Origin of the sequence: Rhodonellum sp. (assembly GCF_030656585.1) — a bacterium.
GTDB classification, from domain to species: domain Bacteria; phylum Bacteroidota; class Bacteroidia; order Cytophagales; family Cyclobacteriaceae; genus Rhodonellum; species Rhodonellum psychrophilum.
Window position 1 is genome coordinate 40,150 of sequence record NZ_JAUSPP010000067.1, and the last position, 18,685, is coordinate 58,834.

Consider the following 18,685-nt stretch of genomic DNA (forward strand, 5'->3'; position numbering starts at 1 on the left):
GGAACCTGTTTTTGAATTCTCGGAGCAATCCTATTTTTTAAACCCAAAGGATTGGAGGCCGAAAAAATGAAATGCGGGTCAAATAAGGTTTACCCCAAAACATGCATTAGGTTCCAAATGGGTTAAAGGGCAAGAAAACCAGCCAATTGGAAGAACAAGGCATGACAACGATTTAATGAAGATAAAAACGGTCAATAAGGACTGATTGTTAAGCAATTTCAGGTCAGAACGGAACTGGTAAAGCATCACGCGGCTTTAATTCTATAATTACATTACAAAGGATGAAATTTTTTTGACTTTGGATGGTTAGACTTTATAAATTATATTCAGCCATAGGGCACAACCTTTAACGTTAAACCCGAAATATGCAATAGGTTTCCAAATGGGATTGAAACTGAAAGAAAATCAGCTTATTGGGAGAATAATTCCTGACACCAATAGAGCGTAATCAAAAATAGCCAATACCCAATTGATTGTCAGTGAAATCCAATATTGAGTTGAGTCCGTAATGCACAAAACGGGTTAAATATGCATTTCATTTTCTTGTGGGGTGGAAACTGCAAGAGAATCAGTTAATTTGGAAAACAACGCGGTTAATGGATAAGGCAAAGTCAGAAACCATCATCAACTGACTGATTATTAAGCAATTTTTAGCCTAGAATGGAATTGGTAAGGCGCAACACAGGTTTTACCATCATTCGCTAAAAAGCACAAAGTGTATAAATAAAAAATTCTCGATAATAATTTAAACCACACCAAAAAAACCAAAAACATGAAACTAGGTGCATTTTCAGTAAGTCTCAATGTAAAGGAGCTCAAGACCTCCAAAGAATTTTATGAAAAACTCGGCTTCGAGGCATTTGGCGGGAGCATGGACCACAACTACCTCATCATGAAAAACGGAAATGCGCTCATCGGCCTGTTTCAAGGAATGTTTGAAAACAATATCCTGACTTTCAACCCTGGTTGGGATGAAAATGCCAATGGGGTTGGTCAATTCGATGATATCAGAAAAATCCAGCAGGACTTAAAAGAAAAAGGAATCAGTTTACAAACCGAAGCAGATGAAACCACAACAGGTCCTGCCAGCTTTGTCTTGTCAGATCCAGATGGAAATACAATCCTGGTGGACCAACACCTGTAAATATTTTTGTGGAATGCCCAAATTAAAGAGACAAACCTGCAATCAAACTTTTGAAGATATAAAGCTCGGGATTGGTCATTAAAAGTTACACCCGAAATATGCAATAGGTTTCCAAATGGGATTGAAACTGAAAGAAAATCAGCGTAATGGGAGAATAATTCCTGAAGGCAATAGAGCGTAATCAAAAATAGCCAATACCCAATTGATTGTCAGTGAATTCCAATATTGAGTTGGGTCCGAATTGCATAAAATCGGTTAAAACTAGGGAAGTCCATCCCAAAAAAATCAGTAAAGGATGAAAACAAAAAAACCTGCCAATGGCAGGTTTTTTTGTTTTCTGGATAGATTATCCAAATTATTTTGGCATCAAAACAGCATCAATAACGTGAACAACGCCATTGGTTCCAGCTAGATCGGCAGCAGTTACATTAGCACCATTGATCATCACTTTACCATCCTTGATAGATACTTTCAATTCCTGGCCGTTCAAAGTTGTTACAACTTGTCCGTCAGATAAATCTGCCGCCATCACATTACCAGCAACAACGTGGTAAGTCAAGATTCCAGTCAATTTTTCTTTGCTTTCAGGCTTCAACAAAGTCTCAACCGTTCCAGCAGGCAATGCATTGAATGCAGCATTGGTAGGTGCAAAAACCGTGAATGGACCTGTTCCGTTCAATGTTTCAACAAGACCTGCAGCAGCTACTGCAGTCACCAAAGTAGTGTGGTCCGTAGAACCCATAGCGATATCCACAACAGTGTTGGGCGCTTCTACTGGAGCTACTTCTTCAACTACTACGATTTCTTCCGTAGCTTCTTCTTTTGGAGCATTGTTACAACTTACTGCGAATGAGGAAGCGATAACTGCAGCTGCCAAGGATAAAATTCTTAAGTTTTTCATTTGTTTGTTTGTTTTTGTTTGTTTTTGGTACAACCCTTTACCTTTTGTTAAGTTTAGTTTTTTGAAAAATAAATTACTAAAGGCAAAAATAATACCTTCAAAGGTAATAAGAATTTAACTTTTAATGCAAGTTCGCCTAAGAAAATTTTGGTTATAACCATATTCCTCGTCAAAACATCCACAATCTTCGGAAAAAGCAGGAAACCACAGGGTACTATATAAACTAAAATCTAATTCGATCGATATTTTTAAAAGGCTTCATTCCATACTTTAAAAAAAATATTCAAAAATATCTTGGTGATTGTGATTTTTCAGCAAATTCAGACACTAATTGTTTGATTTATATTTTCATGGACGACAAAAACGCATTTATCGACATCATCAAAGGAAACGAAGGCTTGATCTTTAAGATCACTACCCTATACACCAACACTGCCGATGACCGCGATGACCTGTATCAAGAAATCGTGTATCAACTTTGGAAATCATTTTCAAGCTTTAAAGAAGCTTCCAAAATCAGTACTTGGATGTATCGAGTCGCCCTCAATACCGCAATATTCCACCTGAAAAAAAGCAAAAGGAATGTGGCCACCATTCCAATGGATCTGGAAATACTGAAGCTTGCTGAAGTCAGGGACAGCGTTGAGGAAGAAAAAATCCAAAAACTGTATGCCCATATCCAGCAACTGAATTTGCTCGAAAAAGGAATCGTTTTGCTCTATTTGGAAGGAAAAAATCATGAAGAAATTGCCTCTGTAGTAGGACTTTCCACCTCCAATGTCGGAACCAAACTTTCCCGTATCCGGGAAAAATTAAAAACACAAATCATCAAAACCAAACACACATGGAACTAGAGGAAATGAAAGCCACTTGGGAGGCTTTGAGTCAGAAAGTAGCACAGCAAGAAAAATTAACCCACAAAATGATCGAAAACATGACCCATCAAAAGTACAAGTCCAGATTGAACAACATCCTTTACCCCGAAATACTCGGGAGCATCATCTGTTTCCTTGGAGCGATTTTCATGATCCTGAATTTTCAGGCCATTGAGCGTCCGATCATGCAGGTTTTTGGCATTCTTTCCATCCTCTTGCTCTTCGGATTGCCCATCATTTCACTTGCTTCCCTCAGTGGACTTCGGAAAGTAAATGTTTCTTTGATGACCTACGCAGAGGCCATAAGGAATTATTCCCTTCAAAAGATCCGGTTTCAAAAGCTCCAAAAATTAAATGTTTCCATGGCTTTGTTATTTTTGTTGATCGCAACCCCGGTTTTCATGGAAATGAATGGAAAGGACATCTCAAATATCCCCTATTTTTGGAAATTGATATTTCCATTGGGCGTCATTCTCTTCCTGGGATTCTCAGTTTGGGTACTGAAAAATTACAACAGTGCATTGAAAAAAGCGGAAGACACACTTTCGGAAATCCAGAAATAAGCGAAACAAACCCTGGACATCAACCTGGAAGAAAAATTCAACAAAATATCCAACTATTGGCATCCCTATATTATCGGAGAACTCAATGATAACTTTGTCAAACTGGCAAAATTGAATGGAGAACTTGTTTGGCACAGCCACGAAGAGGAGGATGAAATGTTTGTGGTCGTGTCAGGAACGCTGATGATGGACTTTATCGACAAAACCGTCACCACCAAACCGGGCGAAATCCTCATCGTCCCGAAAGGTGTCCAACACCGCCCTTGGACCAATGGGGAGGAAGTGAAAGTGATGCTCATCGAACCCAAAACCACTCAACATACCGGAACAAATAAGGTGGCACAGACGGTAGAAAACCTGGAGTGGATTTAAAATACCACACATGGATTGGTATTTCAATCAAAACCAAAGCATCTCCACAGGCAAATCCCTCTCAACTTGGGCTTGTCTGTGAAGATGCTTCTTCATGAATGGCAAATACAACGAGAAACAATGGATCTTGGAAAAATATAAACCTTTCCCTGTATTTAATCAGGTTGCAGTTTCGAACCAGCAGTCTCCGGACACCAATTATTTCTGATGGAAGGTATCGGAAACAAAGCCGAGCACTTTGGGCAAGGATTCCCTCCAATAGGTCCAAGTATGTCCTCCTACACGGATCCTGTTTCTGACTTCAGGATATCGTTACCACGAATTATTCTCCCAATGATCTGATTTTCTTGCAGTTTCAACCCAATTGGAAAAGCTTTTGCATTTGTCGGGTTGAATCCTTTATCTTACCTTTTCATTAAACCCAATCCGATGAAAAGAAGAAAATTCATCATGTCCTCTGTCTTGGCCGCTGCGGCCGCCACTACCCTACCCTTTGGCGCTTTGCATGCCGGACAGCTTGCCGAACGCAAATTTAGGATTTCCCTGAATCCAGGGATCATTGGCGTGAAGGCCAATTTGGCGGAAACACTCGATTATGCAATCCAATATGGATATGAGGCCATCAGTCCGTTTACGCAAGAAGTAATGGCAGACTATTCCGATGGAAAGCTAAACGAGCTTTTGTCCAAAATGAAAGCCCACCAAATCAGTTTCGGGTCAAACAATATCCCGGTGGAATACCGTCTTGATCGCACGCGATTCGACGAAGATTTCAGAGGGCTGAAAAAGTTTTGTCAAACCATGGAAAAACAGGGTGCCTCGCTGATGAACACCTGGATCATTTCCTCCCACAATGAACTCACCTACAATGAAAACATGAAACAACATGCGGACCGCTTGGGTGAATGTGCCAAAGTGATGGAGGATCATGGGATTCGGTTGGGCTTGGAATACCTGGGCATGCGGACTTTGTTGACGATGAACCGCTACCCCTTTATTTCATCCATGAAGGAGGGAAAAGAGCTGATTGCGACTATCGGGAGGGGCAATGTGGGATTTATCTTGGACAGTTTCCACTGGTATTGTGCCAATGACACCTTGGACGATATCCGTACCCTCAGGCCAAAGGACATCGTGGTCGTGGATCTCAATGATGCCCGCGCAGGATTTACCCGCGAGACCCAGATGGATGGCAAGCGGGAGTTGCCCTTGGCTACGGGAGTGATCAAGCTCAAGGATTTTATGCAGGGATTGGTCGATATCGGTTATGACGGCCCTATCCGCACCGAACCTTTCAACCAAGCGCTCAACGACCTCAAAAACGATGAAGCCTTGAAGGTAAATATGGCCGCAATCAAAAAGACATTGGCCTTAGTTGATTTGACTTGATGGAAATATTGACGGGAAAAACAAAATTGCAGTGAATAATGGTAATTTTGTTCCGCAAATGAAAATTGAAACCTTCGAGTACACCGAAAATTATTGTGAGGAAAATATCTGGCATTTATGCCAGCATCCCGATTTGACAGACTTTTCAAAAAAGGTGTTGATCGTTTCCAATAAGAGTAAAAACTGTCCTTTTTTGCATCAAAAATCCTCCATCGACCAACAGGCAGTTTGGTGGGATTACCATGTCATCCTCTTGGCTTCCAAGGGGGGCGTCAATTTGGTGTATGATTTTGACTCCACGCTCTCACTTCCAAGCACTCTAAATGATTACCTGCGTCTGACCTTTGGCGAAAAATCAAATTGGCGAGCAAGTGATTTCCCCGCTTTCAAATGGATTGATGCCCTCGTGTATACCCAAACTTTTTTTTCTGACCGAAGCCACATGAAGGATTTGGAAGGCAACTGGATATTTTCTCCTCCACATTGGCCGCATATTGAAAGTGCGGAAAAGCTTCCCCTTTCAGCATTGATGGATTTCACCGAGACCAGCCAACAGCGGATTTATAGCCTAGAGGAAATGGAGAATTTTGACAATGTCATTTGATTCGAAAGCATTGACCCAATGAAAACCATTACCAATTCCAGCTTGAAATCACTTTAACCCGAAGTATATGATAGATGCTGAGACGGCAAGAAAATCAGACCATTTGGAGAATAAAGTAAAGTGCCAAAATGGAAGAGATATTAAATATAAATAATCGCTTGATTATGAAGCGATTTTAGGATAGAATGGAATTGGATAGCATAAAACGGGTTAAAAATCAATCGGTTTTTTGACATGTGGTATGCGTGAAGCATCCAGCCATTCTTCCTGGAGAAATCGGATGTCACAAAGAACAGTTCTGAAGATTAAATTTTGGGCTTTGGAATTTGTGCGAGATTGAAAATATTATTAACTTGAGTGAGCTTTTTTTTAAACAGTGTAAGTGAAATTATTTTACGCATGGGGGTATTGAAAACCTAATGTTTTTTTGGATTTAGGCCTTTTGATTTTTGAAATTTTGATGAAATCCATCAAACCCGATTTCAATCTCCTGCACCAGTTCATTCAACCCGAAGTATGAATTAGGCTTTTATAAGGGTTTTAAAATTTCGAGAAAATCAGATTGTTGGGAGACTAATTTCTGAAACCAACAGAGTAACGTCAAAAATAATCAACAACTTATTGATTATCATTTAATTGAAATCCTGAAATGAGTTTGTAATGCACAAGACGGGTTCGATGGATATCTAATTACAATTGAAGCTTTTTTGATTATTAAAATCAGGTACATTCCTGTCATTTTTGAGAAAACCCAGAACCTATGGAAAACTCTAAAAATCCTTTCCCCCTTTTTTCCAATCCTCTTCTGGAAAAATTTTCACGCACCAATGCTTGGCTTGTCATCATTTCCCTGACACTCCTATCGCTATCGGTTTTCGCTTATGGCTTCATTCAAGTGGTTATCCCTATCCAGACGAAAGCGGCCACATTCCTAATGGGCTTTTTGTTTTTTACCTTGGCAGAATACCTGATCCACCGGTTTGTTTTTCATGCCCCCGGATACAGCAACAAAAAAAATTGGATCGCGCAGCTGCATGGGATCCATCATGCACACCCGACGGACAAAAAACGGCTAACCTTACCTTTAAGTGTTGCCATCGGAGTTTCCTCCATTGTGTTTTTCTTTTTATGGGCTTTGCTCGGCCAATATGCCTGGTTTTTCTTCCCCGGTTTTATCCTCGGCTATGCTTTCTACCTTTTTGTCCATTACTTGATCCATACCAGAAGACCACCAAAAGGAGCATTCGAGATCCTCTGGAAAAACCACTATATCCATCATTATCGGGATGCCAACAAGGCCTTTGGGGTAACCACCCCCTTTTGGGATCATGTTTTCAGAACGATGCCTGAAAATCCAAATCGATATTGACCCAACAAAAAAAGAGGTCAACCTTAGCTGATAGGAACTTGAATTGTTCCCGTTTTTTGAAAACCGAAATTGCATACCTACTTCCACAACACTTTTTTAAACAATTGACTATGAGCAAATTGAACGGAATCGCAATCGCAATCGCTTGGCCCGACTTTATGGGCAAACAACCGGGATCCTGGTACGATGGTGCTATGTCTTTTTTGGGATTCAACAAAAATTTCCACTACAAAGTAGGCCATGCCGCACTGATCCTGGTGAATACCGCTACAGGTTCCTGCTACCATTTTGATTGTGGCAGGTACCACGCGCCATTCCAACATGGTCGTATTCGGGATGCGAGCACAGACGAAAACCTCTACATCCACACAAAGGCTATCATTTCAAGCAACCGAATAGAAAATGTGGGAGAGATTCTTCAAGAGGTCCAAGCCAACAAATTTAGCTTTGGCATGGGACCAATGCATGGTGCCTATTGTCCGGTGGATTTTGGACTTACCTGGTCGATGGCGAAAAACATGCAATCAAGGGGAGCCATTCCATTTGGCCCCTTTGTCCCCACCGGAACCAATTGCTGTCGGTTTGTAAGATCAGGAATAATCGCTGGCATGCCGAATTTGGGCCAAAAAATAAAACTCAAGTATTTTTGGCCACTAATGCCCACACCCATGGGCAATATCCTTTGTCTGAAGCATGAAATCATTATTCCCGAAGTAAAAGGGATTTCTTCCCCAAAAGATCTCCACCAAAGGACCGGGCATTCCCTAAATTCCTATTCCAAAGAAACAATAAAAGGCACTTTGCCCGCACCACCCAGACCAGAGATTCTTTCCCCAAAATGCCAATGGCTCAGCGGGGAGGTTGCCGGTTCTTGGTTTTTGCTGGAATCAGGAAATGGAAACAATAATTTTACCATTTCAAGATTTTCCCCCGATGGCCAGGAGGAGTGCTGTGGGAAATTTTCACTTTTCCACAGCACTCAAGATTTCGATCCTGAAAAACCCTATACTTTTACCCATTTGTGCCATTGCAGCATGGTCAATGTCATTCAAGGGGATGAAAAATTCACTTTTTATAAGACGAGTTGATTGTCAATAAAATGACAAAAGATGTATCATAGGAATGCAGTGTATACAGATTTTTCGGACCAGAATTTAGTTTTACCAAACAAAAATGAAAATCACCATCCTTATCCCTATTTCATGGAGGACTCCTCCCCTAAAATACGAACCTTGAGAACAGGTTGCATACAACCTTGCCGAAAGTTTGATGGAGAAGGGGATTGATCTCAGGCTGTTTGCAACTAGAGATTCCACTACATCCGGAAAATCGGTTTTTCCATCTGAAATGAGCTCTTCAGAAACCCCGAAATTGGATCCAAAGGTGGAAGAGTACCTGTATATCTGTCTCTTGATGGGCAGGCCTGTCGGTTTGACTTTCTTCTACTTTCAACCCCATCTAGAAACAAAACTCCTATTTCTGGTTAAAATGCTACAATTTTTTCTTGCATTTCTGTAAACCCAACAGTAAAAATCAACCTACCTTGAGGCTTCATTCTTGCAAAACCCATGTGCCAATAATTCTTCAGAAATACTCTTTTTTACCGGTTTTCTTTTGATATTTGGTAAGAGATGAAATGAAAGCGAATGCACAGCCTTTTTACTCCGCTAGCCTATAAAATATTTTTAAGATGAAGATAAAATCAAGTGAGCCATTTTGGCTGGTGAAAAATGGAATTCTGCATTCCTATCCCTCACTCCGAGAAGATGTCAAAACAGAAATTCTGATCGTTGGCGGTGGGATCACGGGAAGTTTGATCGCACACCGATGCATGGAGGAGGGATACAAGACCATACTCATCGACAGAAGGGAAATCGGGCATGGAAGTACTTCTGCCACGACGTCCATGCTGCAATACGAAATAGACCTGCCCCTCTTTGAACTTGCCAAGATGATAGGGGAAAAAGGTGCTGCAGAGAATTATTGGGCTTGCTTCAAGTCCATTGACGATTTGAAAAAAATAGCCAAAGCGGTGAAATCCACTTGTGGGTTCCAAAAAAAGGAATCCCTCTATTTTGCCGCTTTCAAAAAAGACGTGCCCTGGTTGAAGAAGGAATTTGAGGCAAGAAAAGAAAATGGTTTTCCCGTAAAATGGTTGGAAGCAGAAGAAATAGAAAAAAAATACCAGCTGAAAAATGCCTTTGGAGGAATACTTTCCGATCAGGGAGGAAGCATTGATGCCTTCCAATTGGCGCACGATATCTTGGCATTCAACCATAAGAAAGGCTTGGAAATCTACGACAAAAAGGATATCAAAAAAGTGGATTACAAGCGGAATGGCGTCAGCGTATTGACCGAATATGGCGATACCATCACCGCAAAACACATGATCTATTGCAATGGATTTGAAAGCACGGAAATCATCAAAGACGATTTTGTGAAATTACTCTCCACCTATGCCACCGTTGGTGAAATCATGGAGGACGATCAAAGGCATTTGAATGACACCTTGTTTTGGAACACGGCCGAACCCTACATTTACATGCGGACCACAGATGATAACCGCCTCCTCATTGGTGGGGAAGATGAGGATTTTGTGAACCCCCAAAAAAGGGATGCCTTGCTGGGTGAAAAATCCGACAAACTTTCCAAGTACCTGAAAAAAGTGTTGCCCGATTATGATTTCCGGTCAGATTTTGTCTGGGCGGGCACCTTTGGGGAAACCAAGGACGGCTTGCCCTATATCGGCCAGCACCCGGATTTTCCCAGCACCTATTTTGTCTTGGGTTTTGGTGGCAATGGGATCACTTTTTCGGTGATCGGGATGGACGTCATTTCCGACATGCTCAAAGGAAAAAAACATCCACTTGAAGAGTTTTATAGATTTGGGAGATAGATTTTGACGGTCACGCCAAGTAGAAAATCTCAAGCCTCAATTTCGAAGCTTAAGCCGTTTCGATTTTTTACCTGGAGATTGGGTAAAACAACAAATCGCCAACCCCCTAAAAAGTCATGCATTCAATGATCGAAGGATCAAATAAACTGCAACATGGACATGATTTGGATTTTTCTGCTAAAATTGCAAGATCAAAAATAAATTGTCCAAGATGAAAACCCACTTTGCTTCCATAATTTTCACCCTTCGATTCCAGCTTTTATTGGTCTCAGTAATTTTCTTTTCAGGATTGAATTTGACCGCCCAGGAAATGGGGTTTGAGGAATACAATCCCCCCTCCACTTTGGTCGTTTCCGAAAACCCCGTAAAAAGGGCGAAATTCCCCTTTATCGATATCCACAGTCACCAATGGAACGTCAGCCAAGAAATCGTGGACAGGTTGGTCAAGGAAATGGACGAATTGAACATGGGGGTAATGGTCAATTTGAGTGGCAGGGGATTTCAGCGCGGGTCCACAGATATCGACCGACAGGAATACATGTATTCCATGATCCGAAGATTCAATGGCGTCGCTCCGGGAAGGTTTATCGTCTTCACCAATCTCTCCTTTTCCGATTTCGGTTCGGATCAATGGGTAAAAAAGGCAGTGGCAGATCTTGAATTGGATGTCAAAAACGGTGCAAATGGCCTCAAAATCTACAAAAGCCTAGGCCTAACCGACAAGGACATCCATGGCAATCGCATTCCGGTGGACCATCCCGACTTGGATCCGGTCTGGCAAAAAGCCGGTGAGCTGGGTATTCCCGTCATCATCCACTCTGCGGATCCTGCACAGTTTTGGCAAGAAATGGACGGCAACAACGAACGCTGGCTGGAACTGAAGACCAATCCAAACCGAAAGCGTTCGGATACTAACCCTGTTCCCTTTGATCAAATCATCGCCGAGCAGCACCATGTGTTCCAAAAAAACCCAGGTACCAAATTCATCAATGCACACATGGGCTGGATGGCCAACGACTTGGCGAAGGCAGGCGCACATCTGGACCTGTATCCAAACGTCTATTTTGGCATCGGTGCTGTGATCGCCGAATTTGGGAGACAACCCCGAAGTGCCAAGGCTTTTTTCGACAAGTACCAGGACCGGGTGCTTTTCGGAAAAGACGCATACAACAAAGAGGAGTTTTACACCTACTTCCGCATATTGGAGACAGAAGATGAATATTTCCCTTACTATAAAAAATACCATGCCTTTTGGTCCATGTACGGTTTGGGATTATCTGACGAGATTCTGAAAAAATTGTATTACAAAAATGCAATTGCCATCATCCCCAACATCGACACAAGAATTTTCCCGGATTAAGGCTGAACCCTTCTCTAAAATACACGGAAAATCATAAACATTGAATTGGGTTTACTGATTTCTCCCTAAACCCGACCCAAATGAGATTGATTTTACCCATCATCGTACTTTCCCAATTCCTTTGTACTTCCCTATGGTTTGCGGGAAATTCCATCGTCGCCGACATTGCACGGGATCTCGGTTTGGGTCAGGATTTTTTGGCCCACCAAACCAGCATGATCCAATTTGGGTTTATCTCAGGCACTTTGGTTTTTGCCATTCTTGCCGTTTCGGACCGCTTCTCCCCTTCTTTGGTTTTCTTTGCCAGTGCGCTGCTTGCCGGATTTTTCAACCTTGGCATCAGCATCAATGACATTACTTCTCTCCAAATTCTTTTGTTTCGATTTTTGACCGGGTTTTTCTTGGCAGGAATTTATCCAGTGGGCATGAAAATCGCCTCGGACCATTACGAAAAAGGTCTGGGAAAATCCCTGGGATTCTTGGTTGGCGCATTGGTTTTGGGGACCGCATTTCCGCATTTGTTGAAGGATCTGCTTCAGGGTTTCCCTTGGAAATACGTCATTTACATCACCACCAGCCTTTCGGTTTTGGGCGGTTTATCGATATTCCTATTTGTCCCCGACGGCCCATTCCGAAAAGTAGGCCAAAAAATCAAGTTGACCGCATTTCTTTCAGGCTTCAAAAACCCTGACTTTCGTGCAGCATCTTTTGGGTATTTTGGTCACATGTGGGAACTGTATACCTTCTGGGCATTTGTCCCGATCATTCTCGCGAGCTACAATGCACTTTACCCAGCAGCGAATCTCAATGTCCCCTTGTATTCCTTTGCCATCATCGCCTCCGGCGGACTGGCCTGCATGATAAGCGGATGGATTTCCCAATGGTATGGAGTAAAAAAAATAGCCACATTGTCCCTGCTTTTCTCTTGTTTGTGTTGCCTGGCTTCACCGATTTTTCTGTTCTCCAGTTTCCCGATGCTGTTGGTGGCATTCCTTTTCCTGTGGGGAATTGTGGTCGTGGCAGATTCGCCCCTGTTTTCAACTTTGGTGGCCCAAAATGCACCTGCATCGACCAGAGGAACCGCACTCACCGTGGTCAATTGCATTGGCTTTTCCATCACCATCCTGAGCATCCAGTTGGTCAATTCCCTGACGGGAATGTTCAATAGTCAGTATATTTATATGATTTTGGCCATCGGCCCACTCTTGGGACTTGCCGCCTTGCTCAAAAAAAACCCGGGCAAAAAAACGCTCATGGTGGTTTCCTAGGCCAATAAAAATGGAATTGAAGACCAGGACTGAAACCGCTACCGACCAACAGAATGTTTTTCTCCTCTACAAAAAGACCTTGGGGCATAAGGATTGGTTAAACCCGTGTTTTGCATTACGAACTCCATTTAATATTTTAATTAACTGATAATCAATTAGGTGTTGACTATCAGTTAATTGCTCACTGTTTTGTCTTCACCATACCGGTTAGACCTCTTATCCTCCCACTAGTCTGGTTTTCTTGCAGTTTCAGCCTCATTGGGAAACGGAATGCCTATTTCGGATTAAGTCTTGTTGGTAGTCTGAGAAAAAATGAGGCTTTTGTCCCGGAGCTCCACTTGAAGGGGTTTTGGGAATGAAATAAAAACGGGATTGTGGAAAAAATCACAAAAGCTATCAGGAACACTTGAAAAGCGATGGCTTATCCATTCCAACTAAAATAACTTGTTCAGTTCGACTAGTGGTGAGCGCACTATTAAAAATAAATACAGGAACATGTATTCATTCTTTGAAAACAGAGGTAAATTTGGCACAAGCCTTGAGAATGGGTTTCAAAGTTGAAAACCGAATCAAACTTTCATTAGCACACAATAAAAATTGGTTTATGAAAATCTATATTAAAAACATGGCCTGCGAAAGCTGCAAAATCGTGGTAAAGGATGCTTTGGAGGAGCTAGACATTTCTACGGTGAAAATTGATTTGGGCGAAATCGAAACGAAGGAAGAACTTAGTGATGAGGATAAAAAGCAACTGAACAGTAAGATCAAAAAAGCCGGCTTGGAGCTGTTGGAAAAAAAACAGGGGATTCTCATTGAGAAAATAAGAAACGTGATGGTAGAATATGTCTACAACTCAGAAGAGCGGCCCAACACTACCTTTTCTGTTCTGTTGAGCGAAAAATTAAACCACAGTTACAGCTATTTATCCAATTTTTTCTCGGAAGTAGAAGCCACTACCATCGAACAATATTTGATTTCCCTTAAAATTGAAAGAATCAAGGAATTGATTGTCCTGGAGGAACATACCTTTTCTGAAATCGCACACAAACTCCACTACAGCAGCGTCGCCCATCTGTCCAACCAATTCAAAAAAGTTACTGGATTGACCCCTTCACACTTCAAGAAATTAAAGGAAAAAAGGAGAATCACCATTCAGGATTTATAAATCCTGCAACTATCCATCCCGAAGGATTTCAAAACTCCTTTTTTGCCCCCCCTTATGAAACATTCTTTTGTATTTGGATAATTTTTTCGATCCAAATCCCTTATGAAATCCCCAAAAAGCACACTATTTTCTTTCCATAGGACCAGCCAATACGGATTATTGTAGGATTCTCGAGAAAATCAACAAACAGATAATGCATTTTATCTTTTTAATACCGAAATTAAGTTGTTGAAATTCTTTCCTTCAAGGTAGCGGACACATGCTTTTTCGGATTGGCACTTTGTTATGGGAAGAGAAATCCAAGGGAGATATTGTTTTGGGTTTGACATTTTAGAATCCCAGCATTGTCTTAACAATACTATTTTTATCTCAATTTGAAAAGCACTAAAATTCAAGGAAATGGAAAATCAAAATACAATTTCGCAATTGCACAAAGAGCACAAAGAATGGTTGAACAAACTTTTGTTTTATAGAGACGAACTTTCCATTATGGATGGTCGGATATTGGAAGTCGCCAAAAAAAAACCAGAAAAGGAAGTAATGGTTATGGTGGAACACTTCCAAAACCAAGTGATCATCCAAAACGAGCAGATCGATATCTTAAACCATGATATCAAAAGCCACGAAGCGTACCTCCATACAGCAGTCGAAAAAAAAGGAGCCGATATTGGTACCGAAAATTTTTCTGACCATCAGAAACACCGGGAAAGTATTGCCGTTTTTGAGAAAATTTTTAGGGAATTGAGAGAAGAATTCATCGGATTTCTAGCAAAATCGATGTAAAAAACAACCGCCAAATCCCAATAAAAACATCTTCCCCAACCTCATTCCTTTTCGATCTCCGCGAAAACCTTGGCGACCTTTGCACGAAAAACTTAACACAAGGACTTTTCCCAAATAATTTTATAAACTTCAAATAAAACTACCCTCCCCAACCTCATTCCTTTGCGGTCACCGCGAAAACCTTTGCGATCTTTGCGTGAAAAACTTAACACAAAGACTTTTTCCAAATCATTTTATAAACCTCAAATAAAACCACCCTCCCCAACCTCATTCCTTTGCGATCTCCGGGAAAACCTCGGCGACCTTTGCGCGAAAAATTCAACGCAAACACTTTTTCCAAATCAATTTCAAAATCTCAAATAAAACCACCCTCCCCAACCTCCTCCATTTGCGATCTCCGCGAAAACCTCGTCGACCATGGCGCGAAAAATTCAACGCAAAACTCCACACAAAACGCAACAAGGACTTCGCCAATACCCGGAAGGTTTTCTTATGATTGATTTAATTTTAGGGTCCGAATAAAAAAGATTAAATTGGTTTGTAGAGAGAAAATAATTAGAAGAAACCTTGATTTAATTCTTAAACCCGACAAATACTTTATTTTTCCTTATGGGATTGAAACCAAAAAAAAACCAGCCTATTCTGAGAAGAAGCCGTTGTCCCGATCGAGTGAAGTCAAAAACAGCAACCACCTAACCGATTATTTAGCAATTTCAGGCTGAAATGCAATTGGTAATGCATAACGAGTTGAATTTTTAATCATCAACATCAAAGGCAAGCAACAACATGAAATTCCACTCCCAGTCGCCAGAAGAAGCCCTAAAAAATCTTCAAAGTTCCATCAATGGGCTAGATCAGGAGACGGTGGAAAAAATCCGGAAAAAACATGGTTGGAATGAAATCCCCGAAAAAGGCAGAACTCATTGGATTTGGATCTTATTGAGACAACTCAAAAGCCTTTTGGTTTTCATTCTATTGATAGCAGCCACCATCAGTTGGTTTATCGGTGACATGTTGGATGTTTATGTGATCCTGGGGATCGTGATTTTGAATGCAGCCATTGGTTTTTTTCTGGAACAGAAAGCCGAGAAAGCCATATCCGCATTGAAAAAAATGATGGTGGTCAAGGCAAGGGTACTCCGCAACGGGAAATCCATAATTGTAATGGCTCGGGAGTTGGTGCCCGGTGACATTGTTGTGTTGGAGGAAGGCGACAGTATCCCGGCGGATTGCAGGGTCATCGAGTCAAAAAACTTGCGCTGCATCGAGGCATCCCTAACGGGGGAGTCGGTTCCTGTGGGAAAACAAACGGAGGCCCTTCCCGAAAACACGGTACTTGCCGATCAAATAAACATGCTCTTCAAAGGCACATTTGTGGCAAGTGGCTTTGCTAAGGCGCTGGTGTCGGGAACAGGGACCAACACCGCAATCGGTGATATTGCAGACACCCTGAGCTCCATCAAGAACGAGAAAACCAATTTTCAGAAAAAGACAGACATTCTTGCTACCCAGATGAGCGTACTCGCCATTGTCAGCGCAATAATCCTATATGTACTGGGTAGTTATTTCAGTGATTTGTCGAATGAAGAGTTGATGCTCATTTCGATTGCTGCATTGGTAGCTGCCATTCCAGAAGGGATGCCCGCCATCCTTTCGCTGGTTTTGGCCATAGGCTCTCACAGGATGGCCAAACGAAATGTCATCATCAGACAATTGAATTCTGTGGAAACCTTGGGGGCCGTGACCGTCATCATCACCGACAAAACCGGGACCCTTACCCAAAACAGACTCATCGTAGAAAAAATAATGCAACTGGATAAACAGGAATTCAAGGTTGGTGAGGAAGGCATTACCCAAGTTGAAAATTCGGAACAAAATCCCACAAAAATCGATCTCCAAAAAAATCCAGCCCTTGACAAGCTCCTACAAATTGCGGCCATCTCCAACAATTCAGAGATCAAATACAACCAGGAAAAAAAGACGGATGAAATCGTTGGCGATCCCACAGAAGGAGCCCTTAAAGTGATGGCAAAAATCGGTGGGATTATTTTGGCCGATACGGATAAATCCAAAAAAATTGATGATTTGCCCTTCAATTCAAAGTTGAAATACAGGGCCACCCTTTTTGAGGACAACAATAGAAGGGAATTATTTGTCATCGGCGCTCCGGAAAAAATCCTGGAAATCTCCAGCAGATTCCTTGACAAGGAAGGGGAAAAAACCAAAACCGAAGATATCCAAAAACACATCGAGGGCAAGATTGAAGAGTGGTCCAACGATGCCATGCGGGTCATCGGATTGGCCTATAAAACCACGGATACCACCACCGAAAAAATCTCGGAAAAGGACGTCTCCAATCTGGTTTTTGCTGGCATCGTAAGCATGTTCGATCCGCCTCGGCCAGATGTCAAGCAGTCGATAGAGAAATGCCGAAATGCAGGAATCCGGGTCATCATGGCCACTGGTGATCATGTAAACACAGCAAAGGCCATTGCCAGGGAAACAGGCATCATTTCCACTCAAAAAGAAAACGAAACCCTAGCCTTGACTGAAGCGGATTTGCTGGACTTGGATGAAAACGGATTTGCCGAAGCCATCCAAAAGATTGATGTTTTTGCAAGGCTAAGCCCACGCATGAAATTGAAGATTGCAGATCATTTACAAGCCAAAGGCGAACTCATCGCCATGACCGGGGACGGTGTAAATGATGCCCCAGCCTTAAAAAAAGCTGATGTGGGTGTATCGATGGGAATCATGGGTACGGATGTGGCGAGAGACGCCTCAGATGTGGTCTTGGCCGATGATAATTTCTCCACCATCGTCAACGCGGTGGAAGAAGGCCGAATTGTGTTTACCAATGTCCGGCAAACCAGTTTTTTCCTTATCACCACCAACTTTGCCTCTCTCTCCATCTTGATTGTGCTTGTCGCAATGGGATACCCCATTGCGCTTACCGCTACGCAAATCCTATGGCTGAATTTGGTGACAGATGGGGTGGCCGATTTGGCATTGGCGGCAGAAAAAGGACATGGAGACGAACTTTCAGAAAAGCCTGTTCACAAAAACGAGAATATTCTGACCCGAAAAGCATTGCCCATCTTGTTGTTGATTGCCTTGTTTATGATGGGCATGTCCTTGGTGACCTACTTTTATTATTTGCCCCAGGGCATCGAGACCGCCAGGACCATGGTGTTTATTGTCATGGCCTCCAGCCAGCTTTTCAACCTCTACAACATGCGTGCTTTAAAAAAATCTGTGTTCAAGATCGGCTTTTTTTCAAATCCATATATCAATGTTTCCATGTTATTTTCCTTTGCGATTTTGATCGGAATCATTGAAATCCCATTCTTTTCAAGCCTTTTTAAATTTGTTCTTGTCGATCCTTGGGAATTTGCTGTTCTCATTTCCATTTCTTCAATAGTCCTATGGATGGGTGAATTATTCAAATGGGTCAAGAAAAAATCAAATCCAAAGCAACCTTGAGTTCTCAAAATACAGAAGGGTCCCATTTCCCAAAAGATTAAACATTAAATATGCATTCCGTTTCCAAATGAGATTGAAACCGCAAGAAAATCAGGCTTTTAGGAGGCCAATTCCTCGCACCAATAAGGCAAAGCCAAAACAACCCACACCTAGCTGATCCTCAGTTAATCACAACCTTGAATTGTGTTCGTAATGGATTAAAGGGTTTAAAGCTGAAATATAAATGGCAGAACATATCACGTGTTAAAATCATCAAAAACTAATTTTCTTTAAAATCCAATTTTGCAAAAGACAAATCTCAAAAAGATTCATTCAGAGGGATAAGCTTTTGAAATCTTTTGTTGGCCCGAAATATTTATTGGACAAAGATTGTTTCACTTTACCAATTTCGAGTAATTCGCCTTCCCTCCAAGTGATGCATAAATTGTCTTTTCTATTTTGATCCTTTTGGCAGACTCGAAAATACCTTGATCATAGGCAAAACCAAGTTTTAGGAATTCATTAAAAAATGAA

General features: G+C 41.7%; 15 protein-coding genes and 1 pseudogene. 14 read left to right on the forward strand and 2 right to left on the reverse strand.

Translation table 11 applies throughout. The features are described 5' to 3' along the window. The first annotated feature begins 772 nt into the window (after positions 1-772). Complete coding sequence (locus Q7J63_RS17275) at positions 773-1,144, forward strand: VOC family protein (protein ID WP_304887935.1); 372 nt, start codon at positions 773-775, stop codon at positions 1,142-1,144. 355 nt (positions 1,145-1,499) lie between these two features. Here the strand turns inward: Q7J63_RS17275 and Q7J63_RS17280 are convergent, their stop codons facing one another. Next, positions 1,500-2,045 (reverse strand): fasciclin domain-containing protein, encoded by a 546-nt coding sequence (locus Q7J63_RS17280; RefSeq protein WP_026333820.1) that lies wholly within the window; start codon positions 2,043-2,045, stop codon positions 1,500-1,502. A 350-nt stretch (positions 2,046-2,395) separates the two neighbouring features. Between Q7J63_RS17280 and Q7J63_RS17285 the strand changes: the two genes are divergently transcribed. The 3 genes from Q7J63_RS17285 to Q7J63_RS17295 all read left to right on the forward strand — a co-directional run bounded on the left by Q7J63_RS17285 (position 2,396) and on the right by Q7J63_RS17295 (position 3,855). Further along, a complete protein-coding gene (locus Q7J63_RS17285; RefSeq protein WP_019599647.1) occupies positions 2,396-2,899 on the forward strand; it encodes an RNA polymerase sigma factor in 504 nt (167 codons plus the stop codon). Next, the gene (locus Q7J63_RS17290) at positions 2,890-3,483 is read left to right on the forward strand and encodes a hypothetical protein (RefSeq protein ID WP_304887938.1); all 594 of its coding nucleotides are present in this window, start codon (positions 2,890-2,892) and stop codon (positions 3,481-3,483) included. The genes Q7J63_RS17285 and Q7J63_RS17290 overlap by 10 nt, the downstream gene beginning before the upstream one ends. Before the next feature lie 111 nt (positions 3,484-3,594). Then, positions 3,595-3,855 (forward strand): cupin domain-containing protein, encoded by a 261-nt coding sequence (locus Q7J63_RS17295; protein WP_370691926.1) that lies wholly within the window; start codon positions 3,595-3,597, stop codon positions 3,853-3,855. Between the two features lie 198 nt (positions 3,856-4,053). Here Q7J63_RS17295 and Q7J63_RS20905 read toward each other — a convergent pair. Further along, positions 4,054-4,146, reverse strand: a pseudogene (locus Q7J63_RS20905) (esterase family protein); the annotation flags it as partial. 138 nt (positions 4,147-4,284) lie between these two features. Between Q7J63_RS20905 and Q7J63_RS17300 the strand changes: the two are divergent. The 10 genes from Q7J63_RS17300 to Q7J63_RS17345 all read left to right on the forward strand — a co-directional run bounded on the left by Q7J63_RS17300 (position 4,285) and on the right by Q7J63_RS17345 (position 18,172). Next, the gene (locus tag Q7J63_RS17300; protein WP_304887940.1) at positions 4,285-5,244 is read left to right on the forward strand and encodes a sugar phosphate isomerase/epimerase; all 960 of its coding nucleotides are present in this window, start codon (positions 4,285-4,287) and stop codon (positions 5,242-5,244) included. Positions 5,245-5,302: 58 nt separating this feature from the next. Continuing rightward, complete coding sequence (locus Q7J63_RS17305) at positions 5,303-5,848, forward strand: hypothetical protein (RefSeq protein ID WP_304887942.1); 546 nt, start codon at positions 5,303-5,305, stop codon at positions 5,846-5,848. 760 nt (positions 5,849-6,608) lie between these two features. Beyond that, positions 6,609-7,217 (forward strand): sterol desaturase family protein, encoded by a 609-nt coding sequence (locus tag Q7J63_RS17310; protein ID WP_304887944.1) that lies wholly within the window; start codon positions 6,609-6,611, stop codon positions 7,215-7,217. 110 nt (positions 7,218-7,327) lie between these two features. Further along, positions 7,328-8,305, forward strand: coding sequence for a DUF6695 family protein (locus Q7J63_RS17315; RefSeq protein ID WP_304887946.1), 978 nt, complete (start codon positions 7,328-7,330; stop codon positions 8,303-8,305). A 602-nt stretch (positions 8,306-8,907) separates the two neighbouring features. Next, positions 8,908-10,113 carry an FAD-binding oxidoreductase gene (locus Q7J63_RS17320; protein WP_304887948.1) on the forward strand — a complete coding sequence of 402 codons (1,206 nt, stop codon included), beginning with the start codon at positions 8,908-8,910 and terminating at the stop codon, positions 10,111-10,113. Positions 10,114-10,324: 211 nt separating this feature from the next. Beyond that, entirely contained in the window at positions 10,325-11,473 is a 1,149-nt protein-coding gene (locus Q7J63_RS17325; RefSeq protein WP_304887950.1) for an amidohydrolase family protein, read from the forward strand. 80 nt (positions 11,474-11,553) lie between these two features. Beyond that, positions 11,554-12,741, forward strand: coding sequence for a nitrate/nitrite transporter (locus Q7J63_RS17330; protein ID WP_304887952.1), 1,188 nt, complete (start codon positions 11,554-11,556; stop codon positions 12,739-12,741). A 604-nt stretch (positions 12,742-13,345) separates the two neighbouring features. Next, positions 13,346-13,906 (forward strand): AraC family transcriptional regulator, encoded by a 561-nt coding sequence (locus Q7J63_RS17335; RefSeq protein ID WP_026333818.1) that lies wholly within the window; start codon positions 13,346-13,348, stop codon positions 13,904-13,906. A gap of 399 nt (positions 13,907-14,305) precedes the next feature. Next, entirely contained in the window at positions 14,306-14,689 is a 384-nt protein-coding gene (locus tag Q7J63_RS17340; protein ID WP_304887954.1) for a hypothetical protein, read from the forward strand. A 786-nt stretch (positions 14,690-15,475) separates the two neighbouring features. Next, entirely contained in the window at positions 15,476-18,172 is a 2,697-nt protein-coding gene (locus Q7J63_RS17345) for an HAD-IC family P-type ATPase (protein WP_304887956.1), read from the forward strand. Positions 18,173-18,685: the final 513 nt, after the last annotated feature.

What these genes read in the sequence shown, in the direction of transcription:
- Q7J63_RS17315 (WP_304887946.1), top strand. Translation starts at nt 7,328, where the DNA reads ATGAGCAAATTGAACGGAATCGCAATCGCAATCGCTTGGCCCGACTTT.
- Q7J63_RS17310 (WP_304887944.1), top strand. Translation starts at nt 6,609, where the DNA reads ATGGAAAACTCTAAAAATCCTTTCCCCCTTTTTTCCAATCCTCTTCTG.
- Q7J63_RS17320 (WP_304887948.1), top strand. Translation starts at nt 8,908, where the DNA reads ATGAAGATAAAATCAAGTGAGCCATTTTGGCTGGTGAAAAATGGAATT.
- Q7J63_RS17275 (WP_304887935.1), top strand. Translation starts at nt 773, where the DNA reads ATGAAACTAGGTGCATTTTCAGTAAGTCTCAATGTAAAGGAGCTCAAG.
- Q7J63_RS17305 (WP_304887942.1), top strand. Translation starts at nt 5,303, where the DNA reads ATGAAAATTGAAACCTTCGAGTACACCGAAAATTATTGTGAGGAAAAT.
- Q7J63_RS17345 (WP_304887956.1), top strand. Translation starts at nt 15,476, where the DNA reads ATGAAATTCCACTCCCAGTCGCCAGAAGAAGCCCTAAAAAATCTTCAA.
- Q7J63_RS17285 (WP_019599647.1), top strand. Translation starts at nt 2,396, where the DNA reads ATGGACGACAAAAACGCATTTATCGACATCATCAAAGGAAACGAAGGC.
- Q7J63_RS17290 (WP_304887938.1), top strand. Translation starts at nt 2,890, where the DNA reads ATGGAACTAGAGGAAATGAAAGCCACTTGGGAGGCTTTGAGTCAGAAA.
- Q7J63_RS17330 (WP_304887952.1), top strand. Translation starts at nt 11,554, where the DNA reads ATGAGATTGATTTTACCCATCATCGTACTTTCCCAATTCCTTTGTACT.
- Q7J63_RS17300 (WP_304887940.1), top strand. Translation starts at nt 4,285, where the DNA reads ATGAAAAGAAGAAAATTCATCATGTCCTCTGTCTTGGCCGCTGCGGCC.
- Q7J63_RS17325 (WP_304887950.1), top strand. Translation starts at nt 10,325, where the DNA reads ATGAAAACCCACTTTGCTTCCATAATTTTCACCCTTCGATTCCAGCTT.
- Q7J63_RS17340 (WP_304887954.1), top strand. Translation starts at nt 14,306, where the DNA reads ATGGAAAATCAAAATACAATTTCGCAATTGCACAAAGAGCACAAAGAA.
- Q7J63_RS17335 (WP_026333818.1), top strand. Translation starts at nt 13,346, where the DNA reads ATGAAAATCTATATTAAAAACATGGCCTGCGAAAGCTGCAAAATCGTG.
- Q7J63_RS17280 (WP_026333820.1), bottom strand. Translation starts at nt 2,045, where the DNA reads ATGAAAAACTTAAGAATTTTATCCTTGGCAGCTGCAGTTATCGCTTCC.